At 65.7% G+C, this 26,588-nt stretch carries 30 protein-coding genes, 1 tRNA gene and 1 pseudogene; 21 read left to right on the forward strand and 11 right to left on the reverse strand.

Features of this window, described 5'->3' with window-relative positions:
• Positions 1-9: 9 nt before the first annotated feature.
• Complete coding sequence (locus AB0O34_RS20245) at positions 10-627, forward strand: response regulator transcription factor (RefSeq protein WP_363917377.1); 618 nt, start codon at positions 10-12, stop codon at positions 625-627.
• A 5-nt stretch (positions 628-632) separates the two neighbouring features.
• On the opposite strand, the gene AB0O34_RS20250 is transcribed toward AB0O34_RS20245, so the two are convergent.
• Both AB0O34_RS20250 and AB0O34_RS20255 read right to left on the reverse strand, forming a co-directional pair.
• Complete coding sequence (locus AB0O34_RS20250) at positions 633-1,088, reverse strand: MaoC family dehydratase (RefSeq protein ID WP_363917379.1); 456 nt, start codon at positions 1,086-1,088, stop codon at positions 633-635.
• Positions 1,089-1,385: 297 nt separating this feature from the next.
• Complete coding sequence (locus AB0O34_RS20255) at positions 1,386-1,814, reverse strand: TIGR03668 family PPOX class F420-dependent oxidoreductase (RefSeq protein WP_363917381.1); 429 nt, start codon at positions 1,812-1,814, stop codon at positions 1,386-1,388.
• A 327-nt stretch (positions 1,815-2,141) separates the two neighbouring features.
• Here AB0O34_RS20255 and AB0O34_RS20260 point away from each other — a divergent pair, with 327 nt between their 5' ends.
• From AB0O34_RS20260 to AB0O34_RS20270, 3 genes are all read left to right on the forward strand, one after another.
• A complete protein-coding gene (locus AB0O34_RS20260) occupies positions 2,142-2,387 on the forward strand; it encodes a hypothetical protein (protein WP_363917383.1) in 246 nt (81 codons plus the stop codon).
• Positions 2,388-2,454: 67 nt separating this feature from the next.
• Positions 2,455-2,859 carry a ribonuclease domain-containing protein gene (locus AB0O34_RS20265; RefSeq protein WP_363917434.1) on the forward strand — a complete coding sequence of 135 codons (405 nt, stop codon included), beginning with the start codon at positions 2,455-2,457 and terminating at the stop codon, positions 2,857-2,859.
• 9 nt (positions 2,860-2,868) lie between these two features.
• Positions 2,869-3,246, forward strand: a complete 378-nt coding sequence (locus AB0O34_RS20270) for a barstar family protein (RefSeq protein WP_363917385.1) — start codon at positions 2,869-2,871, stop codon at positions 3,244-3,246.
• A 43-nt stretch (positions 3,247-3,289) separates the two neighbouring features.
• On the opposite strand, the gene AB0O34_RS20275 is transcribed toward AB0O34_RS20270, so the two are convergent.
• Positions 3,290-4,135: a class I SAM-dependent methyltransferase gene (locus AB0O34_RS20275; protein WP_363917387.1), complete on the reverse strand. Its 846-nt coding sequence runs from the start codon at positions 4,133-4,135 to the stop codon at positions 3,290-3,292.
• Between the two features lie 661 nt (positions 4,136-4,796).
• A complete protein-coding gene (locus AB0O34_RS20280; RefSeq protein ID WP_363917389.1) occupies positions 4,797-6,743 on the reverse strand; it encodes an AAA family ATPase in 1,947 nt (648 codons plus the stop codon).
• A gap of 228 nt (positions 6,744-6,971) precedes the next feature.
• On the opposite strand from AB0O34_RS20280, the gene AB0O34_RS20285 reads away from it, so the two are divergent.
• The 13 genes from AB0O34_RS20285 (at position 6,972) to AB0O34_RS20345 (ending at position 17,444) form a co-directional block, all read left to right on the forward strand.
• A complete protein-coding gene (locus AB0O34_RS20285) occupies positions 6,972-7,937 on the forward strand; it encodes a helix-turn-helix transcriptional regulator (RefSeq protein ID WP_363917391.1) in 966 nt (321 codons plus the stop codon).
• A 94-nt stretch (positions 7,938-8,031) separates the two neighbouring features.
• A complete protein-coding gene (locus tag AB0O34_RS20290) occupies positions 8,032-8,472 on the forward strand; it encodes an ATP-binding protein (protein WP_363917393.1) in 441 nt (146 codons plus the stop codon).
• A 119-nt stretch (positions 8,473-8,591) separates the two neighbouring features.
• Positions 8,592-8,744 (forward strand): hypothetical protein, encoded by a 153-nt coding sequence (locus AB0O34_RS20295; protein ID WP_363917395.1) that lies wholly within the window; start codon positions 8,592-8,594, stop codon positions 8,742-8,744.
• Between the two features lie 165 nt (positions 8,745-8,909).
• Positions 8,910-9,755 (forward strand): sigma-70 family RNA polymerase sigma factor, encoded by an 846-nt coding sequence (locus AB0O34_RS20300; RefSeq protein WP_363917397.1) that lies wholly within the window; start codon positions 8,910-8,912, stop codon positions 9,753-9,755.
• A 1-nt stretch (position 9,756) separates the two neighbouring features.
• On the forward strand, positions 9,757-10,581 hold the full coding sequence (locus AB0O34_RS20305; RefSeq protein WP_363917398.1) for a protein phosphatase 2C domain-containing protein: 825 nt from the start codon (positions 9,757-9,759) through the stop codon (positions 10,579-10,581).
• Positions 10,582-11,548: 967 nt separating this feature from the next.
• Positions 11,549-11,962: a plasmid replication, integration and excision activator gene (locus AB0O34_RS20310; RefSeq protein WP_363917400.1), complete on the forward strand. Its 414-nt coding sequence runs from the start codon at positions 11,549-11,551 to the stop codon at positions 11,960-11,962.
• On the forward strand, positions 11,962-12,243 hold the full coding sequence (locus AB0O34_RS20315) for a hypothetical protein (RefSeq protein WP_363917402.1): 282 nt from the start codon (positions 11,962-11,964) through the stop codon (positions 12,241-12,243). Before AB0O34_RS20310 ends, AB0O34_RS20315 begins: the two co-directional genes overlap by 1 nt.
• On the forward strand, positions 12,240-12,548 hold the full coding sequence (locus tag AB0O34_RS20320) for a hypothetical protein (RefSeq protein ID WP_363917404.1): 309 nt from the start codon (positions 12,240-12,242) through the stop codon (positions 12,546-12,548). Before AB0O34_RS20315 ends, AB0O34_RS20320 begins: the two co-directional genes overlap by 4 nt.
• Positions 12,549-12,642: 94 nt before the next feature.
• Positions 12,643-14,067 carry an FtsK/SpoIIIE domain-containing protein gene (locus tag AB0O34_RS20325; protein WP_363917406.1) on the forward strand — a complete coding sequence of 475 codons (1,425 nt, stop codon included), beginning with the start codon at positions 12,643-12,645 and terminating at the stop codon, positions 14,065-14,067.
• Complete coding sequence (locus tag AB0O34_RS20330) at positions 14,064-14,219, forward strand: hypothetical protein (protein WP_363917408.1); 156 nt, start codon at positions 14,064-14,066, stop codon at positions 14,217-14,219. The genes AB0O34_RS20325 and AB0O34_RS20330 overlap by 4 nt, the downstream gene beginning before the upstream one ends.
• Positions 14,216-15,892, forward strand: a complete 1,677-nt coding sequence (locus tag AB0O34_RS20335) for a replication initiator (protein WP_363917410.1) — start codon at positions 14,216-14,218, stop codon at positions 15,890-15,892. The genes AB0O34_RS20330 and AB0O34_RS20335 overlap by 4 nt, the downstream gene beginning before the upstream one ends.
• Positions 15,889-16,095 (forward strand): helix-turn-helix domain-containing protein, encoded by a 207-nt coding sequence (locus AB0O34_RS20340; RefSeq protein ID WP_363917412.1) that lies wholly within the window; start codon positions 15,889-15,891, stop codon positions 16,093-16,095. The genes AB0O34_RS20335 and AB0O34_RS20340 overlap by 4 nt, the downstream gene beginning before the upstream one ends.
• Positions 16,096-16,166: 71 nt before the next feature.
• On the forward strand, positions 16,167-17,444 hold the full coding sequence (locus AB0O34_RS20345; protein ID WP_363917414.1) for a tyrosine-type recombinase/integrase: 1,278 nt from the start codon (positions 16,167-16,169) through the stop codon (positions 17,442-17,444).
• A gap of 96 nt (positions 17,445-17,540) precedes the next feature.
• Here the strand turns inward: AB0O34_RS20345 and AB0O34_RS20350 are convergent.
• A tRNA-Ser gene (locus tag AB0O34_RS20350) sits at positions 17,541-17,630 on the reverse strand.
• A gap of 386 nt (positions 17,631-18,016) precedes the next feature.
• Positions 18,017-18,580: a YceI family protein gene (locus AB0O34_RS20355; protein WP_363917416.1), complete on the reverse strand. Its 564-nt coding sequence runs from the start codon at positions 18,578-18,580 to the stop codon at positions 18,017-18,019.
• A 106-nt stretch (positions 18,581-18,686) separates the two neighbouring features.
• On the opposite strand from AB0O34_RS20355, the gene AB0O34_RS20360 reads away from it, so the two are divergent.
• Positions 18,687-19,181, forward strand: a complete 495-nt coding sequence (locus tag AB0O34_RS20360) for a MarR family transcriptional regulator (protein WP_363917418.1) — start codon at positions 18,687-18,689, stop codon at positions 19,179-19,181.
• Here AB0O34_RS20360 and AB0O34_RS20365 read toward each other — a convergent pair.
• Both AB0O34_RS20365 and AB0O34_RS20370 read right to left on the reverse strand, forming a co-directional pair.
• Positions 19,162-20,757 (reverse strand): long-chain fatty acid--CoA ligase, encoded by a 1,596-nt coding sequence (locus AB0O34_RS20365; RefSeq protein WP_363917420.1) that lies wholly within the window; start codon positions 20,755-20,757, stop codon positions 19,162-19,164. The two genes, AB0O34_RS20360 and AB0O34_RS20365, sit on opposite strands and share 20 nt — an antisense overlap.
• A 93-nt stretch (positions 20,758-20,850) precedes the next feature.
• Positions 20,851-21,369, reverse strand: a complete 519-nt coding sequence (locus AB0O34_RS20370) for a SigE family RNA polymerase sigma factor (protein ID WP_363917422.1) — start codon at positions 21,367-21,369, stop codon at positions 20,851-20,853.
• A gap of 296 nt (positions 21,370-21,665) precedes the next feature.
• Here AB0O34_RS20370 and AB0O34_RS20375 point away from each other — a divergent pair, with 296 nt between their 5' ends.
• Together AB0O34_RS20375 and AB0O34_RS20380 are read left to right on the forward strand one after the other, a co-directional pair.
• Entirely contained in the window at positions 21,666-22,607 is a 942-nt protein-coding gene (locus AB0O34_RS20375) for a hypothetical protein (RefSeq protein WP_363917424.1), read from the forward strand.
• Positions 22,608-22,609: 2 nt separating this feature from the next.
• The gene (locus AB0O34_RS20380; RefSeq protein ID WP_363917426.1) at positions 22,610-23,446 is read left to right on the forward strand and encodes a MauE/DoxX family redox-associated membrane protein; all 837 of its coding nucleotides are present in this window, start codon (positions 22,610-22,612) and stop codon (positions 23,444-23,446) included.
• 182 nt (positions 23,447-23,628) lie between these two features.
• Here the strand turns inward: AB0O34_RS20380 and AB0O34_RS20385 are convergent, their stop codons facing one another.
• A complete protein-coding gene (locus tag AB0O34_RS20385) occupies positions 23,629-24,810 on the reverse strand; it encodes an ATP-binding protein (protein WP_363917428.1) in 1,182 nt (393 codons plus the stop codon).
• Positions 24,811-25,089: 279 nt separating this feature from the next.
• Positions 25,090-25,398, reverse strand: coding sequence for a hypothetical protein (locus AB0O34_RS20390; RefSeq protein ID WP_363917430.1), 309 nt, complete (start codon positions 25,396-25,398; stop codon positions 25,090-25,092).
• Positions 25,399-25,468: 70 nt separating this feature from the next.
• On the opposite strand from AB0O34_RS20390, the gene AB0O34_RS20395 reads away from it, so the two are divergent.
• The gene (locus AB0O34_RS20395; protein ID WP_363917432.1) at positions 25,469-25,933 is read left to right on the forward strand and encodes a M15 family metallopeptidase; all 465 of its coding nucleotides are present in this window, start codon (positions 25,469-25,471) and stop codon (positions 25,931-25,933) included.
• Between the two features lie 475 nt (positions 25,934-26,408).
• Here the strand turns inward: AB0O34_RS20395 and AB0O34_RS20400 are convergent.
• Positions 26,409-26,588 (reverse strand): annotated as a pseudogene (locus AB0O34_RS20400) (transposase family protein); the annotation flags it as partial.

Below are 26,588 nucleotides of genomic sequence, written 5' to 3' on the forward strand. Positions count from 1 at the left end.
GGACAGCAGATGATCAGAGTCCTGGTCGCCGACGATCACACGGCGGTACGCGCGGGCGTCGTGCTGATCCTGGAAGGCCAGCCGGACACAGAGGTGGCCGGCGAGGCGGCCGACGGGCGGGCGGCCGTCCAGATGGCGCGCGAGCTCCGGCCCGACGTCGTGCTGATGGACATCCGCATGCCCCGCATGGACGGCATCTCGGCCACCCGCGAGATGAGCGGCATCGCCGACGTCCTCATCCTCACGACGTTCGACCTGGACGAGTACGTCTTCGGGGCGCTCCGCGCCGGGGCCGCCGGGTTCCTGCTCAAGAACACCGACGCGGACGCCCTCGTGCAGGCCGTACGGCTGGTGGCGCGGGGCGAGGGCCTGATCTCGCCCTTGGTGACCCGGCGGTTGATCACGGAGTTCGCCGGGACGAGCGAGCGCAAGCCGTACGACCTCGGGGCCCTGACCCCGCGCGAGCGCGAGGTGCTGGCCTGCGTGGCGCGCGGGCTGTCGAACGCGGAGATCGCCCGCGAGCTCGACATGACCGAGGCCACGGCGAAGACCCACGTCAGCCGGATGCTGGGCAAGCTCGGCCTGCGCAGCCGCGTCCAGGCGGCCATCCTGTACTCGGGGACGTAGATCGTCTAGTCGGCGATGTACAGCGAGAGGCTTTCGGCCACGCAGGCGGGCTTGCTGGAGCCCTCGACCTCGATGGTGACGCGGAGGCTGGAATGCGTGCCCGCCGGGGTGCCCTTCACGTCCAGAAGCTCGGCTCCCGCACGGATCTTCGCTCCCACGGGCACCGGTGACGGGAAGCGCACCTTGTTGAGCCCGTAGTTGATCCCCATCTTCAGGCCGTCGACCCTGAACAGCTCCGTCATGAAGGAGGGCAGCAGGGCGAGGCTGAGGTAGCCGTGGGCTATGGGCCCGCCGAACGGGCCGGCCTTGGCCCGCTCGATGTCGACGTGGATCCACTGGTGGTCGTCGGTGGCGTCGGCGAACAGGTTGACCTGCTCCTGGGTGACCTCACGCCACTCGGTGTACCCCAGGTGCTCGCCGGTGGCCGCCTTCAGCTCGCTCAGGTTCGCGAAGATCCGCATAGGCGGAAGCTTATTCTGCCGGGGGCACCGCGGCCAGGTTAAGCACCCAGTACTCGTCCGGTTTGTCCCCCTGCTCCACCCCCCAATAGAGGATCAGGCTGGGCGAGGAGGGCGTGCCCCTGCCGAAAGCGCCCCCGCCGCCCACGGCCAGGAGACCACCTGGACTCCTTCCGATCCCGGGACCAGTTCGGGCGTCCCGCCGGTCAGGGGCACCCGGTAGACGCCGCCCTTACGAACCGACCAGGCGATGTCCCGTTGCATCGGGTACGTCCGGCGGTACCCGCGCCTCGGGCGTCGCTAGAGGATGCCCGAGTACGACCAGGTCGTGTACCGGGTGACCTCGATCAGGATGACGGGCCCTTCAGGGACGTGATCCGCATATTGGGGATATTTGGCGACCAGGGACGCGAGTACGGGGAGTCGCTCCTCGTCGCGCTCGACGATGGTGGCGACGCCGTCGGCACGGACCCACCACAGGCGTGTCCAGTCGTCGTCATAGTGGTCGACCAGGACGCACACCTTCGGGTTGGCCTGGATGTTCCGCAGCCGCCGCAGGTTGGTCGTGCTCTTGGGCTTGTGGTCGACGGCGGTCACGATGCGGTCGCCGTCCAGGGAGAACGTCACCGGGACCAGGTGCGGCGCCCCGTCCTCGCCGACCGTGCCCAGCCTGGCGACCCGCGCGTCCCTCATCCTGGCGCGGGCCTGGTCGTCTCCACTGGTCGCCACTCGCGTATCCAAGCACGACGCGTACGCTCAGGCCGTGATCACCGCCGGTACGGCGCGGTCAGGTGTCGGGCTGGCGGGGATATACGTGCTCACCTGGGTGATCGGGCGGCAGAACGCAGCGGCGGCCGTCGTCGGCCTCGGCGCAGCGTACGGCTTCGTCCCGCCGTGGGAGCGGCGGCGATTCGGAAGGGGGCGTATCCATGGGCGTGCTGCCTGTTCTCCAGGGAGGGGCACCTGGACCAGAGACATGGTCGCACGCGGTGGATTGATGTTCCCCCTCCCCTAGAGAACGATTTTTCACCATTTGTCGGGGTGTAGCCCGCATTGGTGCCTGTGACGGTGCCGGTAGCCGCTGTCCGCCTCGGCACGTATGGGCAGGTCCGCGTACGGCCATCGGTCACCCATGCCTTGACATCGGACGGCCCGGCGAAGCAGGTGGAACGCCCGTTCGCTGATCACATGGGAACCGAACGGGACGGCCAGAAGAGGGCCATCACGTTCAGTGCGATCTCGGCGTCGGCCTTGAGCCACAAAGAGTTCATCGCACCTTTGGAGATCTTTGCCTTTATTTGACACCATTTGACGGCAATCCTGACGGGTGTTGGTCCTGTACCCCCCGCAAGGAGGCTTCGTGCACACCATGCAACGCCCCCGACCTTCCTGGCCGGCACGACTCATCGTCATGCTCGCCGCCATCACGTCCCTGATCGGCGGTGTCGGCATCACCCCCGCCGACGCGTCGGTCATCAACTCCTGCACCATCTCCCGGTGCTCCGACGCGCGCTCGGCCAAGGCCACCTGGGCCTCCAAGGGCTACCCCACCACCAGTGGCTGGTACTCCTGGCCGGACGGCAAGTACAACTACACCGGCGGACGCTTCCAGAACCGAGAGGGCCAACTCCCCAGCGGCGCCACCTACTACGAGTACGACGTGTACTCCCGGGCCCTGGGCGCCGCGCGTGACGCGTACCGGATCGTGGTCAACCGCAGCAGCGGCGTGGTCTGGTTCTCGCCGAACCACTACACCGACTTCTACCGGCTCTAGGAACACTCCATGACATCCGCCGCACGTCCGCTGCCGCAATGGCTGACGGTGTCGACCAGCCCAGCGCCGGCGGTCGTCGACGGGCGCTCATGCCAGACCCGCGCCGCCTTCTTCGAGGAGGCGGCGCGGGTTCTGCGCTTTCCGGATTACTTCGGCCGCAACTGGGACGCGCTCGCCGACTCCCTGCGCGACGCCACCAGCACCGGAAACGTCGCCCTCATCGTGGACCACGCCGAGGACCTGCTCAGCGCCGAACCCCCGGAACAGTTCGCGACTCTGCTCTCCGTCTTAGCCGACGCCGCCAAGGCCGGTCTAACCCTGACCCTGTGCACCGACCCCGCCCACGAACCCCATCTCCGCGAGCGAATCGCCGCCGCCCTCCCATGACCACCCGCCGGCCCCGCCTCCGCGGGCCGTCGCGACGTTGCCGTCAGCGCTCGCCACGCGGCTTGCGCCAGGTCATGATCTCGGTTGCTGGAAGACGCTCCGCGAAGCGGTTGCCGGGTGACGCTTGCCGCAGCGCCGCGCGCAGATCCCGCTCGAAGTCCTCCAACCTGTCGCCGAACAGGTGAGGGGCGGAGTCGGATCGGGAGAACACCCACGCCACGATGTCGTCCGCGGTGCGGTTGACCACTTCCCCGGCCGGCACGACATGTCGTTCGAAGTTCTCGAACCCGGCCCGTGCCAGGACGAGGTCCTCCCGGTTCGGCGTGCCGTTGACGAGCGTGCCTTGCCCCGCGCGGCGTACCGGGCCCAGGTACCGACGCACCAGGTCGCTGATCTGCGCGTACGGGGGAGCGGGCAGCGGTGGTGGCGCCGGTTCGGCGGGTGGCTCCTTGAGGTCGCTCATATGGACGAACGCGCCTCCCGGCTCCAGCATCTTCAGCACGGTCGCAGCGACACGATCACGATCCGTCCAGTGGAAGGACTGGGCGAACACCACGACCCGGAACTCCCCCAGACCGGCCGGCAGATCCTCGGCGCGGGCGGCCACCCAACGCGCGTTCGTCACCCCGCGAGGCTCGGCCTGTCGCTCGGCCTCGGCCAGCATGTCTTCATCTGGGTCGATGCCAACCGCCTCGGTGAAGAACCGCGCCAGGGCGAGCGTAACGATGCCCGGCCCGCAGCCAACATCGAGAAGTCGGCCCCGGCCGTCCAGGCCGAGGACCGTGGCCAGTGTTTCGGCGAAGCCCGGAGCATACGGCAGCCGTCCGCGCTCGTAATAGGCTGCACTTCCCTGAAACAGTGTGCTGTCCCACTGCCATCCATCAGGCATATCAATCCCACCCCATGAGCTGGTGAGGTCGCCGGCAGATCCACGATCCCTTCCTGGGTCTCGCGCAGTCCATCGGATTACCTCCGACGGCATGGGTTCGCACTTTGGGGCGACTGCAACTATGGGCCGTCTTCGAAGATCAAAAAGGCCCTCGTCCCGATAACGGGAGAGGGCCTTTGAAGTGCGGAGGCTCGGGGATTTGAACCCCGGATGGGCTGTAGACCCAAACCGCATTAGCAGCTCGGATCCTGGCCGTTCAGGGCGGTTCCACCTGGACCAACGACCCGCGCCGGTCCGCCTGGAACCCCGTCGTACTGGCTCGAACTGCAACTAGAACTGCAACTAGGGAGGCACTCACCCCGTGCGGCCCCGCACAGCTCCCCCACCTGATCACCCCGTCTGCCTCGACCCACCGCGAAGCGGCAGCAGGCCGGCGACGGAGGCACAAGCCCGTCTTCGCGTGTACGTCCACCGGCCCCCGTTCCTCGGTGATGGGACGCCAACGGCCACAGACGGGCTTGTGCCGGAGAAGCCGGCCTGCTGGGCTCGCCTGGGTCGCGGCAGACGGGGTGATCAGCCCCACCTCAGCCACCTACGGCCCTCGCGGTCACGCAGAAGACCACCCCGGAGCCGAGGCCCCCGCCGGAGGCTTTATGCCAGACTAATCGCGAGACAAAAAGCGTTCCATCACCTCGGCGAGCTCAGTAGGCGCTTGACCCAAGTTCTGAGCAAGCTTCTTTCCGTCTACTTGCTTGTCATATCTTCGGCCAACGAACTTTTTCCAGATAGCATCGAGCATGTCGGCTCCTGGCGCCATCTCTTCCCAATGTTCCGCCCAGCGAGCATTGGTTTCGACTTCTGCATGAGCCCATGAATCCTTGATTTTATGAGCAATGCTCGGACGCTCAGGAATGCGCTCCACAACTGCTTCAATCAGCTCGTCAGGGGATGCTTGCCTCTTAGCCAGCTTCGTCCTTAGGGAATTGTCCACGAGTCGCACAGGTACGAGTTCCCAGCACACGCGTTTCAGAATTACATTGCTACGCAGTGCATTCGCCGCTTCCTTGATGGTGGAGGTCACCATTTCTTTTGTGAGGCCGCTACAATTCCCATAAGTCTCTAGCACCCGGGCAATCGCCTCAGGAGCAAGGAGATAGTTCTCCAGTTCCCGACGTGGGAGCACGAAAGCACTTTGAGATTTATCCAGTTCTGCCAGAAGACGATCGGGTAATTCGTCCCGATCTCTCACATACAGAACACGTCGCCCTCCAAGTCGATCCGCTGTATCTAACCAGGACTGAAGAACACTGGCATATTTGACATTCTCTCCCCCACCCCCAAGTATTACGGCAATGCGGGGGTCTGTCAGAATTTGGGGATACCACACACTCAGAATCTCGCGGTCACTTGGGCCCTCTACTAGAAGGATCCGATCCGCAGAAAGGACATCGCTGAGACGCACACCGAGTTCTCCGAGTACGCTGCCTACAGTCGAACTTGCGTGTTCGATAGTCGATGCTCCCCCTTCGCGACGTACGGCTAAGATTTTAGCTGCGCCCTCGCTCGTATCCAGGAAAACTGGGGAATGCGTAGTTACGACGAAAAGACGGTCATGCGACCAAGAACGTAGTAGCCCTAGCAATGCACGCTGCGCTGAAGGGTGTAGAGCCGTTTCTGGTTCCTCTATGGCGACCACAGCCGGCGTGGGATGAGTCAGCCCTACGACAAGCGCAAGGAGTAGTTGCTCCACCCCTGTACCCAGATCCTTTATATTATGATGCAAATCATCAACGTAAGGATCCCTGAAGGTAATCTCCATTTGGCTACCGCGCGTGGGTACACGAAGTTGCCCTACATCTGGGACAATTTGACGTATTAGCTCCTGTAGTTCATTCCACAGATCCGGATGATTGGTATTTATGTTCAACAATACTGCCGTCAAATTCGAACCGGTAGGGTCTAGGTATTCGACCGAGCTTAGGTTTTGGCTACGCGCAGTCCCCGGGCGATGGGCCGGAAAGTGGAAGAATCGTTTGCGCCATTCCTGAAGCTGCGAAATAATGGAAGATAATTCGGGAATAGATATGTCTTCCAGCGACTGAGGCGTGCCTCCCGTTCGCAGGCGCGTATTAACTTGCCAAAAATCCTGTCCAGCTATTTGATAATTATTTAGACCTGCAATTAGGTTTACATCCCACAGATTATCATTAGGATTTTGGACAACTTCGGCTATGACATGAGCTTGTCCATTGCTTCGTGACGTGCTAATTCGCGCGGCCATTCTCTCACCCTTCGGCGATACGGCGAATTCCCACTCTAGCCAGCGAAATTCATCCGACTCTAGCGAGGTGAGGGCAAGGCTCGCAATTATGAATGCACGCTCATCTTCCGATAACCGAAATCTTGCCTTAAGAAGTGGTGGGACACCACCGCCGTGATACATTTCAGAAGTCACGCCGAGCCCACCAACTACGTCCAGCGCGGTTAGGAAACTACTCTTTCCTGTGTTATTTGCGCCGGCTATGAGCAGCAAGCCGTGTTCGGGAAATGAAACGTTCGCATGACGATAGGCGCGAAAGCGGTCTATTTCTAGTTGCTCAAGATACATGTGTACATTTCAGCAGATATCATGATCCTTCGCTGGCGGACGGTAGATTTCGAGAGACGACCTGTCGGTCTCGGGCAGTTCAGTGGGGCCGCCTGATGATGCATCTGGGCGGCGGCGCGTCCCCGACCGCCCGGGGAGATCGGTCACCGGCGGGTCCTTGGTACGGCGGGCGGCCCGCTTTCCCGCCGCTGGCCGGGACCGGCGTCCACGCCGCACGCCCGGCCGGGCGTGCGGGCGGCGGGCCGTGCCGCGGCGGCGAGCGCCGCCGCGCTTGATACCTATAAGCACAATTCGGCAAGATCCGCGCTCAGCATCAGCGCTGCTCGTCATCGTGGTGGTAGAACGCTCGGTGTGGAAGAACGGCGGGGACGGCTGCGGGAGCTGGGTGAGCTGGTTCGCCGGCAGCGTCGGAGTGCTGGGCTTACGGGTAAGGAGCTGGCTCGGCGTGCGGGGGTCGGGCAGTCGACGATTTCGCGGATCGAGACCGGTGATCTTCTGCCGACGCCGGAGACGGTCGAGCGGGTGTCGGCTGCGCTGGGGCTCGGGGCCGGTGAGCGGGGGGAGTTGGATGCGCTGATTGCTCGCCTTCGTGATGAGGTGTCTCGGCTCCGCGGGGGGCTTGCCGGTCGTGAGTCGGCTGATGCGGCGCGGCTTCGGTCGGCCGTTGAGGTCATCTGTTTCTCTTCGGCAATGATCCCGGCTCTGTTGCAGACGGCGGAATATGCGCGGTTGGCGTTGACGATTGGGCGGGCGGTTGATGAGGACGACGCGTCCAAGGCTGCGGCGATCCGGGTGCAGGCGCAGGCCGTTCTGTTCGAGGGGGGCCGGCGGTTCGCCTTCGTGCTGACTGAGGGGGCGGTCCGGACGTGGCCGGGGTCGCCGTCGTTGATGATGGCGCAGCTTGATCGGCTCGTTCAGGTGTCCACGCTCGATCATGTACGGCTCGGCGTGGTGCCGTGGTCGGTGGAGGCGCCGGCGTTCCCGTTGCATGGCTTCACGATCTTTGATGGCGCGGTGAGCGTGGCTGAGGCGATCACGGGTGACGTGGTGGTCACCGATCAAGAGGGCACGGCAGCGCATCGGGAGCTGTTCGATGCCTTCGCCGACGTGGCCGTGTACGGGGATGGGCTACGGGCGTTGCTGGGTGAAATCGGGACGGATTTCCGGCAGTTGGCAGACCAGCTCGAGCGCTGACGCATTTATGCGTCGAATTCCTTGAGACTTGGCGAGCGCGAGTCATACGCTTCTGACGTGGGTCGTATAGCCCCCTAGACGACGGAGCGTATCCATGGCGGCTTGGCGCATGTCTCGATCTTTCCTCGGCTCTCCCCTATCGGTGACGGAAGCTCGCCGGTTTGTGACGACGTTCCTCATGGGCTGGCCGGTGGTGGAGGCGGCCGAGCTGATCGTGAGTGAACTGGCTACCAACGCGATCCGGCACTCTGCCACCAACAGGTTCGGCGGCCGTTTTCACGTCATGATCCATGCACAGCACGACCGCGTGTGGCTGGGTGTCACCGACGAGGGTGGGCCACGCTCGCCTCGAATGCTTTTGCCGGATGAGCAGCAGGAGAGCGGGCGTGGCTTGCTGTTGGTCGGCGCACTGGCCGACTCCTACGGCGTCCGGGGCGATGACAACGGTCGCACCGTGTGGGCGATGCTCCTGGTAGAGGCTGTCGCCACCACGCCTGCGACCTCCTGGCAGGGGTCGGGGGCGTCGAGTGCATGACCGACTGCCTCAGTCCTCATCTCCCACTCCCCCAATCCGGCTGCGAGCGGTTGGCCTGGCTCCCTCCCGTCGATGCAACCCGCGTGCGTGTCGTGGCCTGGACCTGTGATTGCCGCGCAGTGTTCTTCGAACTGTGCGAGGCGGGCGGGATGGCGTTCGTACGCCGTACCGTGCAGAACGAAAAACGCCCGGAGGTCACCGAGACGCACCGGATGCGAGTACGGCAGGGCCGGGAGCTATGGGCGGCCGTCTTGTCCGGCATGGCCAGGTAGCCGGTGTGACCGATGAGCCCTCGCGGAATCCCCAATAGACGTTGGCACATGCGCGCGATCAGCATCGATAACGGCGAACGGGTGAAACCAACGTTGTCCGTCCAGATGGACGACGTTCTGTCTAGGGGCCTAGACTCGGTTGAGTACCACCGAGAGGGAACTACCGTGCCGTTGAGCGAGCTCGAACGTATCGCCGCCATTGAAGACCCTTATGTCCTTCTCCGGGCGGCTACCGAGCGTCTCCACGCCGCTCAACAAGAAGTGACAGAACTCGCCCGGCTACGGCGCCGGGTGATCCAGGAATTGCACGCACAGGGCATGTCATACGCTCAGATCGCGCAGGCGGCCGGCCTTACCCGGGGCCGGATTCACCAGATCCGCCACACTGGCCCAGCACCAGAAGGCGCGTTCCTCGGCAAGGGCACGATCACGATCGCCACTCCGCTCAAACAAGACGCGATCAAGGGCCGTCCGGTGGTCGCGATGGAAGATGTCACAGCGAGCAAGCGGCTGGAGGATCTGGCACGAGGGTTCGAGCTGCCGGTCGAACTGGGGCATGTCCCCCTGGGCGGTGAAATCGACCTGAACCGCCCCAACCTCATCGTGATCTGCGGTCCTCGGCTCTCGCCGGTCATGGGCGCTCTGTATGAGTCCGATCCGGTGCTGGAGTGGGTCAAGGCCGACGACGGGCCATGGACGATCCGCGACAGCCGTACCAGCAAGATCTATAGGTCAGGTGAGGACAGCACCCCGGCCACCAGCGTGGACTATGCCTATCTTGGTCGTCTGGCTCGGCCGGACGGGCACGGCAACGTGCTCGTGTTCACCGGTATCCATCCGCAAGGCACCCTCGGCGTGGTCAGCCTCATCGTCTCTGAGATCAACACGCTGTGGGGTCAGGTAGCCGACAAGCGGTTTTCCACCGTGGTGGGGGTGGAGTACGACCCGGCAACGGGGGAAACGCTGAAGGTGGAATTAGTCAGTCCGCTCTACCGGCACGAGGAGAATTAGCGTGCGCGTCACCTTCGCCACCGAACCCGCCAGCTCGACCCGGCCGAACGAGGATTTCGTGGCGGCTACTCCTGACGCCGTGGTCCTCCTCGACGGCGCGGGCACCCCTCCGGGCTCGGAGTCCGGCTGTTCGCACGGCGTGGCCTGGTATACGCGGATGCTCGGGTCGACGTTGCTCGCCTCGATGACGCAAAGCGCCGACACCCTGGCCGAGATCCTCGGTGAGGGCATCAAGGCCGTCACATCCATGCATGACTTCACCTGCAATGTCTCCCATCCCGGTTCCCCCTCCGCAACCGTGGTCATGCTCCGATGTACCGGCGGTGAGTTGCAATGGCTGGTGCTCGCTGACTCCGTTCTCGTGCTTGACGTCGCTGGCTCTCCTGAGCCGATGGTCATCTGTGACGACCGTGAGGCACAGGTGGGAGCGCCCTACCGCTCCCGCATGGACTCCCTGCCCGGCGGAAGTCCCCAACACAAGCGGGCGCTCCGCGAGTACATCGAAGCGCTGCAGCATCACCGAAACCGTGACGACGGCTTCTGGGTCGCCTCTGCTGATCCTCTTGCCGCAGAACAAGCTTTGATCGGTGCCGTTCCCGCTGACCGTGTGGACAAAGCCGCGCTCCTCAGTGATGGGGCATCTCGCCTGGTCGATCGGTTCAGGCTCGCCACCTGGCGGCAAGGTCTCGACATCCTCAACCAAGAGGGCCCGGCCGGGCTCATTCAACGCGTCAGGGATGCTGAACGCTCTGACCTCGGCGGCGACCGTTGGCCTCGCGGTAAGACCTTCGATGATGCCACTGCTATCCACGTTCATATGGCATAGCACCGCCTAGTGCGTGACCTGAGGTTAGTTGCCAGCGGTCCCTCGTAGGCCTAACCATCATGGGCTGTAAGACCTAACCCATCACGGCTCGGCCCAAGAGATGGAACTTTCCTTTCGGGGTTTCCTAACAACCAAACCCCTCGTAGGCCTAACCATCATGGGCTGTAAGACCTAACCCATCACGGCTCGGCCCAAGAGATGGAACTTTCCTTTCGGGGTTTCCCTAACAACCAAACCCCTCGTAGGCCTAACCATCATGGGCTGTAAGACCTAACCCATCACGGCTCGGCCCAAGAGATGGAACTTTCCTTTCGGGGTTTCCCTAACAACCAAACCCCTCGAAGGCCTAACCATCATGGGCTGTAAGACCTAACCCATCACCGAAACCAAACCCAAAGACCATACTTCCCTGATGAGGTTTCCCCTCACCCCGAAATGCCCTAACCCCGTGCATCCTTAGGGTCTTATCAGTGGGCCACAGCAGTCCGTTGCGCTCGCTTCTCATGACCATCTGTCAGCGTTATGTGTAAGGCCATCGCGACTGGTATGTTCGCGACGAGAATCGCGTCAAGCGGCAAGGTCGGCTTGCTGTCTGCGTGTATTGATCTCAACAAAGGAGGTATGCGCCATGAAGGGCAAAATAACGTTCTGGTGGAGCGGCCGGCGACGGGGACGCCGCCGGGCGCTTTGGGTCGGCTGGAACCTGTAACCCTTAGGGAACTGCGTTCTACCATGGGTGAGGGCTGCCACCCTCACCCGCCAGCGACTCGCGCGAGGGGCCACCGACCCGCCAAAGCTTAGCGTCATTGCTCCGTACCTCAACTCTCGGTACAGCATGTTGCCTCAGCGCGTCGACCCCCCTAGACAGAAGGCCCAACAGTCACTTACCCTTCGATGCATAGCCCCCTAGACAGTTCCTCTCGGTGACTGGCCGTACTTGTCTAGGGGGGTCGACAGGAGAGTGAGTATGGGTATCCGAGGTGCTATCCCGATCAACTTCGAGGACGTCTTCCCGATGGGCTGCTACATGGTCGGGGAAGTCGAGCAGGTCAAGGACTTCGGGGCCTCGACGGCTGGCAAGCCGGTGTACGCGCGGGACAAGAACACCGGAGAGTTCGTGTGGCAGGTCACCGTGATCGACTGCGACCCGGACGCGAGGGACAAGACGGTCAAGGTCAAGGTCAGCTCCCCGGTCCAGCCGGTGCCGCCCGCTCCGCTCCAGGGGTTGCCGTTCATCCCGGTCGAGTTCGACGGCATGACCGTGACGCCGTGGGTCAACAGTGAGAGGCAGGCGTACTCGTTCCGGGCAAGCGCGATGCGCGCTCCCCGGGCAGGTGCTTCTGCTGCCAAGCCCGTCGTCAGTGGTAAGGACGCCGCCTGATGGGTGGGCGCGTCAACGGGTCCTGGCAGGTGACGACCCTGCACGTGAACGGGCGTGGCCGCTCGGCCTGCTTCGTGTACCCGCACCGGACGCCGATCTTCGAGGTCTCGGCCGGAAACTCGGTCATCAAGGTGACCTTGCACGCCAACCACGTGGACCACACCTCGGTGCTGTTCGCCCGTGAGCTGGCCGAGCAGGCGCGGACCTTCGCCGAGGAGGTCGAACGGCTGCACCGCAACCAGCTCGGCCGCGAGTCCAAGAGAAAGGCGACTGCGTTATGAGCGGGTACGGCTACACCACGATCACCATGAAGCCGGACACCTCTCCTCGGGTGAGCTTGTACATCACCCCTGACGAGCACGCGCGGGTGTTCTATCACCCCTCCAAGGAGGACCCGCACGCGTTCGTGTCGGTCGAGTACGCCGGAACGCAGATGAGCATCGGCCTGACCGCCAACACCCGCGTGACCGACGTACACGTGCGTTTCGCCCGGGAGTTGCTGACGGCTGCGGCGGCATTCCTGGCCGACTGCGAGCGACTGCGCGACGAGCACGCCAAGCAGGCGACGCCGGACAAGGCTGCCTGACCTTTCGGGCGGGGCCGCCAGAAGCGCCAACTTCCGGCGGCCCCCGATCTCTCTCCCCCTGAGACTCAAATTCACGAGAAGAGGCGTTCAGCTTATGCTGCGCAAACTCCCTGGCGACTACACCCGCGACATCGTCTCCACCGTCCCCAACTCGGTCGTGTTCCGGCCCGTCGTGGTCAACACTCCGGCCATTTTCACGATCTGCTCGATGCTGTTCCGCGCCGTGGTGGGCCTGGTCCGGATGGTGTGGCGGCACCCGGTCGCCTGCCTGATCGTCACCGTCCCCCTCGTCTTATGCCTACTGTACGGGTGGCGCGTCGCCCTGGCGCTCGTCGTCGCGGTCACCTCCTCCCTGCTCGGGTGGCGGCTGACCGATCCGGTCTCGTTCACCGCCGGGGTGGGGCTGCGGCTTCGGGCGTGGTGGCGGTGGATGTGGACCTACCGGCGGCACTGGCAACCGGTCATGGTCGTCTCTGGCCTTGCCAAGCACGTGGGCGGCCGTGAGTACCTTCCCCGGCTGCTCAAGGTCGCCTGTACGGCTACCGCCGATGTGGTGACGGTGAAGATGCTGTCGGGGCAGGCGGCGGCCGACTGGCAGGACAAGGCCGACAACCTCGCCCACGGGTTCGCCGGTCCCGAATGCCGGGTCAAGCTGAGCAAACCCGGCCGTATGACCCTGGTCTTCCCCCGGTGTGATCTACTCTCTACGCCCATCCCCGCGTTGCCCATCTCGGGGGATGTGCAGGTGTCGGCGGTCCCGATCGGCCTGCGGGAGGACGGCGCCCCGTACCTCCTCAAGCTGCACGGGACTCACGTACTGGTGGCCGGCGCGACCGGTGCAGGCAAAGGCTCGTGGCTGTGGTCGGCCATCCGCGGGTTACTCCCCGCGATGCGCGCCGGGCTGGTCGAGGTCTGGGCGCTGGACCCCAAGCTCATGGAACTGTCCTACGGGCAGGCGCTGTTCGGGGACCGGTACGCCGCCGACCCCGGCGCGTGCACCGACCTGCTCGAAGCGGCCGTCAAGGTCATGCAGGAGCGAGCGGGCCGGTTCGCCGGAGTCCAGCGCAACCACGTCCCCACCGTGGAGGACCCGTTCGTCCTGGTGGTCGTGGATGAGGTGGCGTTCCTCACCGCCTACCAGACCGACCGCAAACTCAAAGAACGCATCACCTCGGCCCTGGCCACCCTCACCACACAAGGCCGGGCGGTCGGCGTCGGCGTCCTGGCCGCGCTCCAAGACCCGCGCAAAGAGATCCTGAGCATCCGGAACCTGTTCCCCGACAAGATCGCCCTACGGTTGGACGAGCCCACACAGGTTGATCTCGTGCTCGGCGACGGGGCGCGGGACCGTGGGGCGCTGGCCGATCAGATCTCCTCGACCCCTTCACGTGGAGCCGGCGTCGGGTACGTGCGGCTGGAAGCCTCCCCCGAACCGGTCCGGGTCCGGGCGGCGTTCGTCTCCGACTTCGACATCCGCGCCATGGTGGCCGAGTTCGCGGGGGCGGGTGAGGCACGATGACGCTGGCTCACTTCCTCGACGGGCTGCGCTGCGCCCTGTGCGGCTGCCTGAACATGCTGTGGCTCGACCCCGTGCGCGGGCTGGTCGAGTGCCGTGAATGCGGTCAGACCGCGATCACCCTCCCCGAGGTCGACGGCGGTGAGGCCGCGTGACCAACCCGGGCGACCGCAACCTCCCCCGCTCTGTCCGCCAGTCCATGCCGATGGCCCTGGACGTCATCACCGAGGTAGCCAAACAGCACGGCGTCTGTATCCGCCCCATCCCGCTCAAGCGCACCGACACCGAGACGGGCAAGACCGAGATCGTCAACATCCCGTGCGGCGCGACGCTGGAAAGCAAGTGCGAGCCGTGCGCACGTAGGGCCGTGCAGCTCCGTAAGGCCCAATGCCGGGAGGGCTGGCATCTGGATGCCGAACCGGTCGCCGAACCCAACGAACCGACCGAACGCCAGCTCTGGCTCATCGAGGAACGCGCTGATGCCCATGTGCTCCGCGAGCTGGCCGAGGAGACCGGCGGGGACACAGCGGTGTGGGATGAGGTGATCACCACCCTGGAAGACGAGCTTGCCACCTCGGGCGTGCGGGGCAGCGTGGTCCCTGGGGCGGGTAAGCCGCGGCGGTCTCGCTCGACTCGTCGCCGGCAGGATGCTCCCGATCTGCCTAAGCGGCAGCGGGAGAACCGCACCGTTGGGCGCACGTTTGCCGCCTCGGATGGCAGGGTCTACCGGCCGTCGCTGTTCATCACCCTGACCTGCGACAGCTACGGCAAAGTGAAGTCGGACGGCACTCCGGTCGACCCCTCCACATACGACTACGTTCGGGCGGCACGGGATGCGATCCACTTCCCCAAACTGGTGGACCGGTTCGTGCAGAACCTTCGCCGTGTCGCCGGGTATGACGTGCAGTACTTCGCCACCGTCGAACCTCAACGCCGTCTCGCGCCGCACCTGCACATGGCCGTGCGGGGCACCCTGCCACGAGCCGAGGTCAAGGCCATAGCGGCGGCGACCTACCACCAGGTGTGGTGGCCACCGTGCGATGAGATCCACTTCGAGGGCGAACACCTGCCGGTGTGGGTCGCCGATGAGCACGCCGGAGACCGTGAGGACGGGCAGGCCGGCGACTACCTCGACCCCGAAACGGGCGAACTGCTGCCCACGTGGGAACAGGCACTCGACCTCCTCGACGCCGACCAGGACGCCGAACCCCTGCACGTAGCGCGCCTGGGCCAACAGGTCGACGTCAAGGGCGTACTCGCCGGGTCGCCGGGGGCCGACAAGGGGCTGTACTACCTGTCCAAGTACCTCACCAAGTCCCTGGCCGAATGCCACACCTCCGAAAGCGACGCGATACGGGCACACGTGGAACGGCTCATGAACGTCCTTCGCTACGAGCCGTGCGCCCCGACATGCCCGAACTGGCTGCGCTACGGCGTACAGCCCAAAAGCGCCAAAGCCGGGATGCGTCCGGGCGGCTGCCGAGGCAAGGCTCACAAGCCCGAACACCTCGGCTACACCGGCCGCCGGGTCCTGGTCTCGCGTAAGTGGTCCGGTAAGACCCTGTCCGAACACAGGCATGACCGCCGGGCCTGGGTCCTGGAACAACTTGGTCTTTCAGCAACCGATGACGAGGCGCCACCCGTCGACCCGCACCGCTACCTGTGGCGCGTCGCCACCCCATCGGATCGCGACGTGCCAGCCCTGGCCGAACGACTCCTCAAAGAAATCGGCAACCGCCAACGATGGCGCACCGCACTCCAGCAAGCCCAAGCACGAGCAGACGGACAACCCACCCAAGATCTTTCGGCAACGCGAGAGGCGGCATGAACATGGAGAAGCTGTTCTACCGTCCCAAAGAGGCGGCAGACGCGCTCGGCATGAGCCGTACGGCCGTGTTCCGGCTGATCAAGGCCGGTGAGCTTCAGTCGATCAAGCGGGAGGGATACCGGCTCGTTCCCACCTGGGCGCTCGTTGAGTTCGCCCGTGCGCTTGAGGCTGAGGCCGGCCTTGCGCACCGTGAGGTGGCGTGATGGCGACTCGGAAGCCCAACGGCCGTTCGTCCATCTACCTCGGCAATGACGGCTTCTGGCATGGCTGGGTCGTGGTCGGCACCAAGCCAGACGGATCACCCGATCGTCGGCACCGCATGGCTAAGACGGAGTCCGAGGTCACGCGCAAGGTTCAGGAGTTGGAGGGCAAGCGGGAGACGGGGCACGTCAGTAAGCCGGGCCGCGTTCCCACCGTCGCCGAGTGGATGGCCGAGTACCTCGACGTGATCTGTGAACGACTGGTGACCTCGGGCAAGCTGGCTCCGCGCACGCTGGAGGACTACCGATCCAAGACACGGCACTGGATCATTCCCTTGCTCGGCCGTCACCGGCTCGACAAGCTCGCGCCTGAGCACCTGGACCAGGCATACACGACCATGCTGGAGCGGGACCTCTCCTCAAGCACCGTGCTCAAGATCCATCGCATCCTGTCGCGGGCGCTGAAGATCGCCGTCCGCCGCAGGAAGATCACAACCAACGTCGCCACCCTGATTGATGCACCCGTGGCGAACGACCCCGATATCGAGTCCCTCACCCGCGAGGAGGCGCGGAAGATCCTTGAGGTTGCCAAGACCAGGCGGAACGGGGCGCGCTGGTCGGTCGCTCTCTCGCTCGGCATCCGTCAGGGCGAGGCGCTCGGGCTGCGTTGGTCCTTCGTTGATCTCGAATCCGGCGTGATCAAAGCGTGGTACCAGGTCCAGCGCAAGCCCTGGGAGCACGGCTGCGACGACACCCACACCTGCGGCAAGGAGTGGCATCGGTGGCCGTGCAAGAAACGGTGCACCGAGCATAAGCACGAGTCCAAATGCCTGGAAGGCTGTAAGAAGCCCGGCCATACCTGCCCGACACGGACATGCCCGAAAGGGTGCACCGGTCACGCGGACCGCTGCCCGAAACGACGCGGGGGCGGCCTGGTCTTTCGGCAGCGCAAGGGTAAGAGCCGGCTGACCCTGCAATGCCCTCCGGAGCTGCTGCCCATCCTGCGGGCTCATCGTGACTGGCAGGCGGCCGAGCGCGAGAAGGCCGGTGATCTCTGGGAGGATCACGACATCGTCTTCGCGACCCAACGGGGCAGGCCGATGGAGCGGAGCGAGGACTACAAGGTGTGGAAGTCGATCCTGAAGAAGGCCGGTGTCCGTGACGCTCGGCTTCACGACGCGAGGCACACCGCGGGGACGCTCCTCGTCGCGCAGGGCGTGAACATCCGCGTGGTTCAGGAGATCCTCGGCCACGCACGAGTGACCACGACCGAGCGGTACACACACGTCGCCAGTGATCTGATGCAGGATGCGAGCAGGCGCATGGGGTCCGCACTCTGGGGCGATGCATAAGGCACGGCGGTCAACTGCAACTAGAACTGCAACTATGACCCTCAACAGAGATCAAAAAGGCCCTCGTCCCGAAATCGGGAGAGGGCCTCTGATGTGCGGAGGCTCGGGGATTTGAACCCCGGATGGGCTGTAGACCCAAACCGCATTAGCAGTGCGGCGCCATAGACCTGACTAGGCGAAGCCTCCTGATAGCCCGTCGGCTCGCTTGGAGCCCGACTGGCTCAGCACAGAGTACCGGCCTTGATGCTGAGCGGCAAAGTGGATTCGCCGTGGCGGCCGAACATGTCGCGGAAGGGATGCTTCGTCACCGGCCGCTCCCTCGTCCATGCCCCGGTCCGTCACCGATCGTCCCCCGGCATTCCTCGCAATTCACCTGGTCAGCCGAGGGGTACCGCCGGATCGGCGTGTCGGCAGGCACAGGACGAGAGGTTTCCCACACTCTGTATCCACAGGCTGTGGATACAGAGTGTGGGAAACGCGGATCATCGACACCGTACGGCGATCGGACACGCAGGAACCATCGGAGAGATCACGCGTGACACGCCGGAGCTCTCTGACGGATCTCGTCAGTGTCAGGCGCGGCGGGTGGCCTCGCCCTCGATCTCGATCTTGATCTTCTTGCCCACCAGGACGCCACCGGTCTCCAGGGCGACGTTCCAGGTGAGGCCGAACTCCTCGCGCTCGATCTCGGTCTCGATGTCGAAGCCGAAGAGCTCCTGGCCCCACGGGTTGGTGCCGGCGCCGCCGTACTCGACCTTGAGCGTGACCTCCTTGGTGACGTCACGGATCGTGAGGTCGCCGACGACCACGAGCTCGTCGCCGGAGTGGCTGACGACGCGGGTGCTCCGGAAGGTGAGCTCGGGGAACTTCTCCACCGACAGGAAGTCGTCGCCGCGCAGGTGCGTGTCGCGGTCGGCGCTGCCGGTGTCGATGCTGGCGGTCTTGATGGTCAGCTCGGCCGACGACTCGAGCGGGTTCTCGGCGATCGTGACGCTTCCGGAGAACTCCCCGAACCGGCCGCGGACCTTGCTCACCATCATGTGCTTGGCGCTGAAGCCGATGCGGGTGTGCGCGACATCCAGGTCGAAGGTGCCGGGCTCGGGGATCGTGATGCCTTCCCAGGCGCGAGTGCTCATGTGCCATCTCCCGTGAACGATGTAGTTGCCGTGCGGATGTCTTCTGCAACAGATGTCTACACGAGGAATATTCCTCTCGTCAACTAACGTCGTCTAGACTGTGAACGTGATTCCAACTGACGATCCGAGGCTCACCGCGATGGGCCTGCTGTCCGAGGTCCACGCCGGGCTGGCGACCAAGATGAACCCGGTCTTCGCGGAGGCCGGGCTGTCCGAAATCGACTGCGAGACCCTTATCCGCCTGGCGCGATCCCCCGCGTGCAGGCTGCGCATGAGCGACCTGGCAGCCCAGACGTCGCTGTCGACCAGCGGGGTGACCCGGGTCGTCGACAGGCTGGAGCGCGAGGGCCTGGTCGAGCGCGTGGCCTGCGCCAGCGACCGGCGGGCGTCGTACGCCACGCTGACCGATGCCGGCCTCACCCGTCTGGAGGCGGTCATCCCCAAACATCTCAAGGACATCGAGACCTGGTTCACGGGGCTGCTCGCCCCCGAGCAGCTGGAGACGTTCCTGAGCGCTCTGCGAGTCATCCGTGACGTCGTACGGCCGTGCGCCACCGCGGGCGCGGTCGAGCCAGGCGAGGTCAGCTCTCCACGATCGTGAGCTCGCCCCGGGCGTGCATCTCGCGCAGGGCGCGCTTCGCGAACTTGCCGACACTCGTCTTGGGCACGGCCTCGACGAACGCCCAGCGCTCCGGCAGTTGCCAGCGCGCGACCTTTGCCGACAGGAACTCCCGGAGCTCCGCCACTCCGGCCGTACCGTCGAGCACCACACACGCCAGCGGACGCTCCCCCCAGCGTTCGTCCGGCACACCGATGACCGCCGCCTCCACCACGGCGGGATGGCCCATCAGGGCGTTCTCCAGCTCCACCGAAGAGATCCACTCCCCGCCGGACTTGATGACGTCCTTGGCCCTGTCGGTCAGCGTCACGTAGCCGCCGGCGTCGAGCTTGCCCACGTCCCCCGTGCGCAGCCAGCCGTCGTGGAACCGCGAGGTGTCCTCGTCCAGGTGGTACGCCCCGGTGACCCATGGCCCGCGTACCTCCAGCTCGCCCACCGCGACCCCGTCGGCGTCCAGCACGGTGTCGCCCCCGCCGACGAGCCTGCCTTCGACGCCCGCCAGGAGCCTGCCCTGGGTGACACGCAGGTCCCACGAGTCGCCATGGGCCACGGTCGCGAGCGGCGAGGTTTCGGTCATCCCCCACGCCTGCACGACCCGGACGCCGAACTCCGCCTCCAGGGCCCGCATCAGCGACTCGGGCACGGCGGACCCGCCGCACGTCACCAGCCGCAGGGACGACAGGTCGGAGTCGTGCTGCCGGGCATGGCGCAGCACGTCCCCCCAGATCGTCGGGACCGCGCCCGAGACCGTCGGCCGTTCCTCGGCGACGACCCTCGTCAGGTGCTCCGCCTGCAGGAACCTGTCGGGCATGACCAGCGAGGCCCCGGCCATCACCGCGGCGTACGGCAGGCCCCAGGCGTTGGCGTGGAACATCGGCACGATCGGCAGCACCCGGTCGCCGGACGAGAGGCCGACGGCGTTCGCCGTGCAGACGCTCATGGAGTGGAGATAGGCCGACCGGTGACTGTAGACGACGCCCTTGGGGTGGCCGGTCGTGCCGCTCGTGTAACACATGGAGGCCGCAGCGCGCTCGTCCAGCTCGGGCCAGTCGAAGCCGTCGGACGCCGCGTCGAGGAGCGTGCGGTAGTCGTGCACATCCTTGCCCGCCGAGACGAGCGGCTCGGTGTCCGCCTCGCCGATGACGATCACGTGTCGCACCGTCTTCATCTCGGGAAGGATCGGCGCGAGCAGCGGCACCAGCGATGCGTCCACGATGACGACGTCGTCCTCGGCGTGGTTCGCGATGTAGACGACCTGCTCGGGGAAGAGCCGGATGTTCAGCGGGTGCAGCACCGCCCCCATGCTCGGCACGGCGAGGTAGGCGGTGAGGTGGGCAGTGTTGTTCCAGCTGAAGCTGCCGACACGCTGGTCACCGTCCACGCCGAGGCCGCGCAGGGCGCCCGCCAGGCGTGCGGCCTCCCGCGCCAGCTCGCGGTACGGCAGGCGGTGGTACCCGTCGCCGGTGTACGTGACCACCTCGTGGTCGCCGAACAGGCCGGTGCCGTGCCTCATGATCGAGGCGATGGTGAGCGGGTAGTCGGGCATGGTGCTGCGCATCAGTGCCACCTCCGCTTTCCGAGTCTGGCCCCGGGCCGTTCCTGAGACAAGCGCTCGGTCAATTCCGTGGCCAGGCCCGCGGCCCGCGGTCCGTCATAACCGGGCCTGTACCTCCGGCTGCTGAGACTCCACGACGACCAGATCGCCACGGAGCTTGGCCATCGCCCGCGACACCGTGCTCTTCACGGTGCCGATGCTGATCCCGAGAGCTTTGGCGATCTCCGGCTCGCTCATGTCCTCGTAGTAGCGCAGCACGATCGCCGTACGCTGCCGGGTGGGCAGCCGGTTGATCGCCTCCTCCAGCAGCTCGTGGATCTCCCCGGGGCTCGGGCCGTCCTTGACCGGGGTCTCCGGCAGCTCCTCCGACGGGTACTCCTCCAGCTTCCTGCGCCGCCACCACGAGATGTTGATGTTGACCATGGCCCGGCGCACGTACCCGTCGAGTGAGCCCCTGTCGTTGATGCGGTCCCAGGCGAGGTAGGTCTTGGCCAGGGCGGCCTGAAGCAGGTCCTCCGCGTCGGCGGGCTGGCCGGTCAGCTGGTAGGCCACGCGCAACAGTGCGGGACCGCGGGCAACCACGTACTCGCGGAACTCCTCGTCTTTGCCGCTCATGCGATCACCGATGCCGTGACGAAGGGCCATGATTCATTCGAATCTCGTGGTCAGAATCGCAGCCGGAAGCCATAATGCGGCTGATCCTCAATCCAGGTTTCGCCCCGTCAACGGCAAAGATCGTTACAGTCGGGTGACCCCCTGGGGCGGCGAGTAGTTCATCCTGGAGTGGGTAATTTGCTACGCGCACTGATACGGGGGGAAATAATCGCCCCGCCAGCCAGGGTGCCGGCGACGAACCGTGTGACGCTAGCGGACAACGAGGAAGACTCGCGACGGCGACCGGGGAGGGGCCGATGGGAGTTGAGCGTCGCTATGCGCTGGCATCCGCCGCACTCGGACGGAGCGGCGTCCCGCCGCAGGCGGCGGTGGAAGAGCGCCCGGCGCTGAGCGCGGTGACCGGCGAGATCCTGGACATCAGCCCACACCTCGTCGTCCTTGCGAACAGCGAGGGCGTGGAGGAAAGGCTGGTCATCGCGCCGTGGGCCACAGCCTGGCACGGCCGGCCGGTCGCTCCGGCCGAGCTTCCGGTCGGTGCCCGCGTCGTCGTCCGCGCCCGGCAGTCCGGCCGCGTGGCCGAGCGTCTCTGGGGTGACATCACGCGCATCACCGGGGTGATCCTTGAGCTGGGCAAGGAACGCAGGGACCTGACGGTCGAGCTGGACTGCGGTCCGCACCGGGGCAGGCGCACGGTCGTGATCCCCTACGGCGCCTCGGGACGCCTTCGCGTACGGCATCCGCAGCTCGAACCGGGCTTCCTGTTCGACGCCATCGGAACGCGGATGGAGGGCACGACCTTCGCGCGGCTCCCCGCCACCTCCCAGCCCGCCTACCGGGCGACGGCCGTCCCGCCTCCCCCGCCCGCGTACGGCGGGATCCAGTCGAGGATCTCCGGGGCCGCCGCCTGGTCGGACGCCTTCGACGACGGGGAGGCCGGAGTCGCGTACCCGATGTTGGAACGTACCGATTCCGGCTGCGAGGACGCGGGGATATCGTGCACCGGTCTCCCGTACCTCGCGCTCGGCTCGATGCTGTACGTCGGGAACGTGTGCGAAGGCCGCGCCCTGGTGCTACCGATCATCGCCTGCGGATGCGTCGCGGGGCGCTTCTGCGACCGTTGCGTGGAATGCGGCACCTCGCCACGGGGGCGAATCGTGGAACTGTCACCGGTCTCCTTCGTCGAGCTCGGTGGAGACCTCGCCAAGGGATGCTTCAACGCCCGTGTCGGATTGGGGTGACCGTGGAGACCACAACGCTCGCCACTGCCGCACTCATACTGCTCGTACTGCTTCTCGTTCTCGGGGGCGTGGCCAAGATCGCGACCGCCGGGACCGACGCCGAACCCGGCGGGCTCACCCGGCTGGGCCCCGCGATGCTCGTCCCCGAACGCTGGCGCAAGCCGATGCTGATCTTCTGCGCCTGCGTGGAGATCACGCTCGCCACCGGCCTGCTCTTCACCCGTAACCCGCTGCCCCGGTGGGGGACGATCGCGTTCTTCTCCGTCGCCACCTACGTGCTGTGGGAGCTGCGCCGCCGTCGGCCCGACGTGGGGTGCGGCTGTTTCGGCGAGGCGAGCGGCTCGCCGGTGGGCCTGCGCTCGATCGGCCGGGCCGTCGCGCTGACCGCGATGGCGGTGGCCGTGGCGCTCGTCCCCGTGTCGGGGGCCGAAGTGCTGTCCGGCCTGTCCTTGGACCTGGCGATCGCGCTGGCCGCGGGCGTCGTGCTGCTGTCGCTCCTGTCTCCCGAACTGGAGGAGGCGATCGCGCGTGTCAGGTACCGCGCGCCCTGTGAGCAACGGCCCGTACCGGCGGCCCGAGCGCTCTCACGCCTGCGGTCGAGCAGCGAGTGGCGGTCCCACACGGCGCTGCTGGTCTCGGTGGAACCGGAGGACACCTGGCGCGAGCTGTGCTGGCGGTTCTTCGTCTACCCGGGACGCACCGCCGCAGGGGCCAAGGCCGAGGTCGTCTTCGCCGTCTACCTCAGCGGGCGGCGGCCGGCCGTACGGGTGGCCGTGGTGGGAGCCGACGGGAACGACGGGACTCTGCATGAATCTATGGGCATATCGGCCGCACGCTAGATAGCCCTAGATAGTGCAATCAAGGCAGGCGCGAAGGCCCCAGCCTGGCCTTCGCGCCCGCAGAGGGCGTTCTTGATCGCCCGGCACCGCGAATTCAACTCTCTACGGCTCTCTAGCTTCCCCTCTAGAAAGCCGTAGAGAGATCAATGGGAGCGCACAACACTGCGCTCGGCTTGTGGGGCCTACAGCGGCTGCGCCCGGAGGAACTTGCCGAAGTGCGGCACGGTGAAGGCGATCAGGCCGCGCTCGGCGCTGAAAATGAGTCCCTTCTTGATGAGGCTGTCGCGGGCTGGGGACAAGCTGGACGGCTTACGCCCGAGCAACTCGGCCACGTCGGACGTCGGGACGGGCTCGTCGCCGACGGAGGCCATGGCGTGCATGTAATCGCGCTCGGCGGGGGTCGCGCGCTCGTAACGGCTTCCGAAGAACCCGACCGCGAGCTCCTCCTCGGCCTCGGGAGAGGCGACCCTGATGTCATCGGCGGTGATGGGGCTGCCGGGCGCGAGATCCCAGGCGACCTTGCCATAGGCCTGGACGAAGTAGGGGTAGCCGTCGGCCGCCTCGTACAGCGCGTCGAGCGCCTCCTGGGTGAACTCGACCTGCTCGCGCTCGGCGGGGGCGATCAGGGCGAGGTCGGCGGCCTCCCGGTCGAGCCGGTCGATGCGCGCGTAACGGAACAGGCGCTCGGAATAGCTCTTGCTGGCGCTCAGCACGCCGGGGAGGTGGGGAAGGCCCGCGCCCACCACGATCAGCGGGCCGCCACTCTGGGAGAGCTCGTGGCAGGCGGCGCAGAGGGCGGAGATGTCAGGGGCCTGCACATCTTGCATCTCGTCGATGAAGAGGGCCACGCCGACGCCCAGGTCGGTCGCCACCGAGGCCGCGTCGACGAAGAGCTCGGTGAGGTCGATCTCCAGGTCGCCCGAGTCGGCCCGGCCCCTGCCCGCGGGGACGTCGATCGCCGGCGACCAGTGGGACGTGCCCTTCGCCGCGGACGGGTCGCGCATGGCGAAGGCCTTGAGCACGCCGAGGAACTCCTCGATGCGCTCGGGGGCACGGTGACGCGGGGCCAGCTCGCGGATCGCCATGTGCAGCGCGGCGGCGACCGGACGGCGGATCGACTGCTCAGGGCGCGCCTCGATCTTGCCGGTGCCCCACAGCCGCTGCATGGCCATCGACTTGAAGGTGTTGAGCAGCACGGTCTTTCCGACGCCACGCAGCCCGGTGAGGACCATGCTGCGCTCGGGGCGGCCACGGGCCACCCGCTCGAGCACGACCTCGAACTGCTGCAGCTCACGATCGCGCCCGGCAAGCTCCGGAGGGCGCTGCCCCGCACCGGGGGCATAGGGATTGCGCACGGGGTCCACGCTCTCGGACTTTATGACCGGATATAGCGGCCGTCCTAGATTTCCGTAGAAAGGGCTACGGCGTGTCGCAGATCTGGGTGGGGCGCACGCCTGCCTCGCGGGGGGTGAGAGCAACGCCATCGCACACCACCCCTCACCTGGGACCTCTCGGCCCGAACCCCTGTTCGATCCGATGGCCACGACTGTAGCGCGCCCTCGAACATGTGCGCGAGGACTTTCGAGTAAAACCTGCGACACAGAACCCGAACGGTCTGGTTACGCCGACACATTCGGCCGACATCACGATTTCGTCACGAGCGGAGGCGGGATGCCCTTACCCTGGCGTATGTCCGAGATACGAAAGCTTCGCCACCTGGGCGTTCTCGCCCTGGCTTGCGTGTCGGCCACCGTCACCGCGTGCGGCACCAGCTCCGGCGTCACCGCGGAACCGGCGCCGTCCTCTTCGGTGGCGTCGCCATCCGGCCAGGCCTCCGCCTCGCCGTCCGGCGAAGCCTCTTCCGCTCCGTCTGATGAGGGCTCCCCGACGCCGTCCACTTCCGCGTCGCGCTCAGAGCCGCCGGCCTTCACGTCGAAGGTCTCCGAGGTCACCGCGGGCCGGCTCAAGGCCTCGTGGCACCCCGGCTGCCCCGTCTCGCCGGACAGCCTGCGCAAGGTCACGATGACGTACTGGGGCTTCGACAAGAAGGCCCACACCGGGGAGCTGATCGTCAACCGCGGGGTCACCGATGACGTGGTCGCTCAGTTCCGGCAGCTGTACGAGTGGCGGTTCCCGATCGCCCGCATGGTGCCGATCGACGTCTACAAGGGCAGCGACTTCGACTCCATCGAGGCCGACAACACCTCGGCGTTCAACTGCCGCAGGACCACGGGCGCCAGCAGCTGGTCCAAGCACTCGTACGGCAGGGCCATCGACATCAACCCCCGGGAGAACCCCTGGGTCGAGCCCGACGGTTCGGTCGCCCACGACAACGCCAGGCAGTTCGCCAAGCGCCCGCTGCACAAGCCCGGCGTCATCAACCCTGACGACCGCGTGGTCCGCCTGTTCGAGAAGTACGGCTGGGAATGGGGCGGCTACTTCAACGGCGCCAAGGACTACCAGCACTTCGCCAAGGGCGGAGGCTGAGACCAGGGTCGATGTCGCGAGGCAGCGCCTGATCTGCGATTGCATCCCTTGTCGCCTCTTGACATTTCTTGGCGTCTTATGGCTTCGTGTGCCCTCGTTGTGCCCTGTGATCTTGCCCGGTTACTCGCTGGTCGCTCGGCTGCACCACGGTGTATAGGCGCAGCCGAGCGACCTTCACGTACCGCCAATTTTGATCATCAGGCGAAGATGTTCACGATCTTCGAGCGCGCCCCACCATCAGAAAACGGGTTAAGCCACTAAAAACCCAGACAGTGCAGTGCGTCGTGTCTAAACTTCGATCTTTGACGTCTTCGCCGTATTTCTTGCATGCTTCAGAAGTTGGCGATCGGGCTGCCATCGTGGGATGGATTCTGCTCGTTCTGGTAGGTATCGTCGCCTTCATGGTTGCGATGACCTTGATTGGCGTGGGGCTGGACCACCTTGGGGATCGCCTTGTAAAGCTCAAGCCCGAGGTCCACAGCGGCGTGCCATCCGGGGCGGCGATGACCTGGATGTTCATGCCGTGCTTCTTATGCTTGCCCGAGTAATATGGCCGGTCGGCGGCCACCCGGTCGATCGGGATCAGCGTTCCGTCCACGATGACGAACGGGTATCCGGCCTGCTTGGCGGCGCGTAACGCCTGGTCCAGGGTGGG

It is taken from the genome of Sphaerisporangium sp. NPDC088356, from assembly GCF_040685555.1.
Taxonomy (GTDB): Bacteria; Actinomycetota; Actinomycetes; order Streptosporangiales; family Streptosporangiaceae; genus Sphaerisporangium.

Bases quoted from the DNA above. Each gene is read 5' to 3' on its own strand.
- AB0O34_RS20245 (WP_363917377.1), top strand. From the start codon at position 10: ATGATCAGAGTCCTGGTCGCCGACGATCACACGGCGGTACGCGCGGGC.
- AB0O34_RS20250 (WP_363917379.1), bottom strand. From the start codon at position 1,088: ATGCGGATCTTCGCGAACCTGAGCGAGCTGAAGGCGGCCACCGGCGAG.
- AB0O34_RS20265 (WP_363917434.1), top strand. From the start codon at position 2,455: ATGCAACGCCCCCGACCTTCCTGGCCGGCACGACTCATCGTCATGCTC.
- AB0O34_RS20270 (WP_363917385.1), top strand. From the start codon at position 2,869: ATGACATCCGCCGCACGTCCGCTGCCGCAATGGCTGACGGTGTCGACC.
- AB0O34_RS20275 (WP_363917387.1), bottom strand. From the start codon at position 4,135: ATGCCTGATGGATGGCAGTGGGACAGCACACTGTTTCAGGGAAGTGCA.
- AB0O34_RS20280 (WP_363917389.1), bottom strand. From the start codon at position 6,743: ATGTATCTTGAGCAACTAGAAATAGACCGCTTTCGCGCCTATCGTCAT.
- AB0O34_RS20290 (WP_363917393.1), top strand. From the start codon at position 8,032: ATGGCGGCTTGGCGCATGTCTCGATCTTTCCTCGGCTCTCCCCTATCG.
- AB0O34_RS20310 (WP_363917400.1), top strand. From the start codon at position 11,549: ATGGGTATCCGAGGTGCTATCCCGATCAACTTCGAGGACGTCTTCCCG.
- AB0O34_RS20315 (WP_363917402.1), top strand. From the start codon at position 11,962: ATGGGTGGGCGCGTCAACGGGTCCTGGCAGGTGACGACCCTGCACGTG.
- AB0O34_RS20320 (WP_363917404.1), top strand. From the start codon at position 12,240: ATGAGCGGGTACGGCTACACCACGATCACCATGAAGCCGGACACCTCT.
- AB0O34_RS20325 (WP_363917406.1), top strand. From the start codon at position 12,643: ATGCTGCGCAAACTCCCTGGCGACTACACCCGCGACATCGTCTCCACC.
- AB0O34_RS20330 (WP_363917408.1), top strand. From the start codon at position 14,064: ATGACGCTGGCTCACTTCCTCGACGGGCTGCGCTGCGCCCTGTGCGGC.
- AB0O34_RS20340 (WP_363917412.1), top strand. From the start codon at position 15,889: ATGAACATGGAGAAGCTGTTCTACCGTCCCAAAGAGGCGGCAGACGCG.
- AB0O34_RS20355 (WP_363917416.1), bottom strand. From the start codon at position 18,580: ATGAGCACTCGCGCCTGGGAAGGCATCACGATCCCCGAGCCCGGCACC.
- AB0O34_RS20365 (WP_363917420.1), bottom strand. From the start codon at position 20,757: ATGCGCAGCACCATGCCCGACTACCCGCTCACCATCGCCTCGATCATG.
- AB0O34_RS20370 (WP_363917422.1), bottom strand. From the start codon at position 21,369: ATGAGCGGCAAAGACGAGGAGTTCCGCGAGTACGTGGTTGCCCGCGGT.
- AB0O34_RS20375 (WP_363917424.1), top strand. From the start codon at position 21,666: ATGGGAGTTGAGCGTCGCTATGCGCTGGCATCCGCCGCACTCGGACGG.
- AB0O34_RS20395 (WP_363917432.1), top strand. From the start codon at position 25,469: ATGACGTACTGGGGCTTCGACAAGAAGGCCCACACCGGGGAGCTGATC.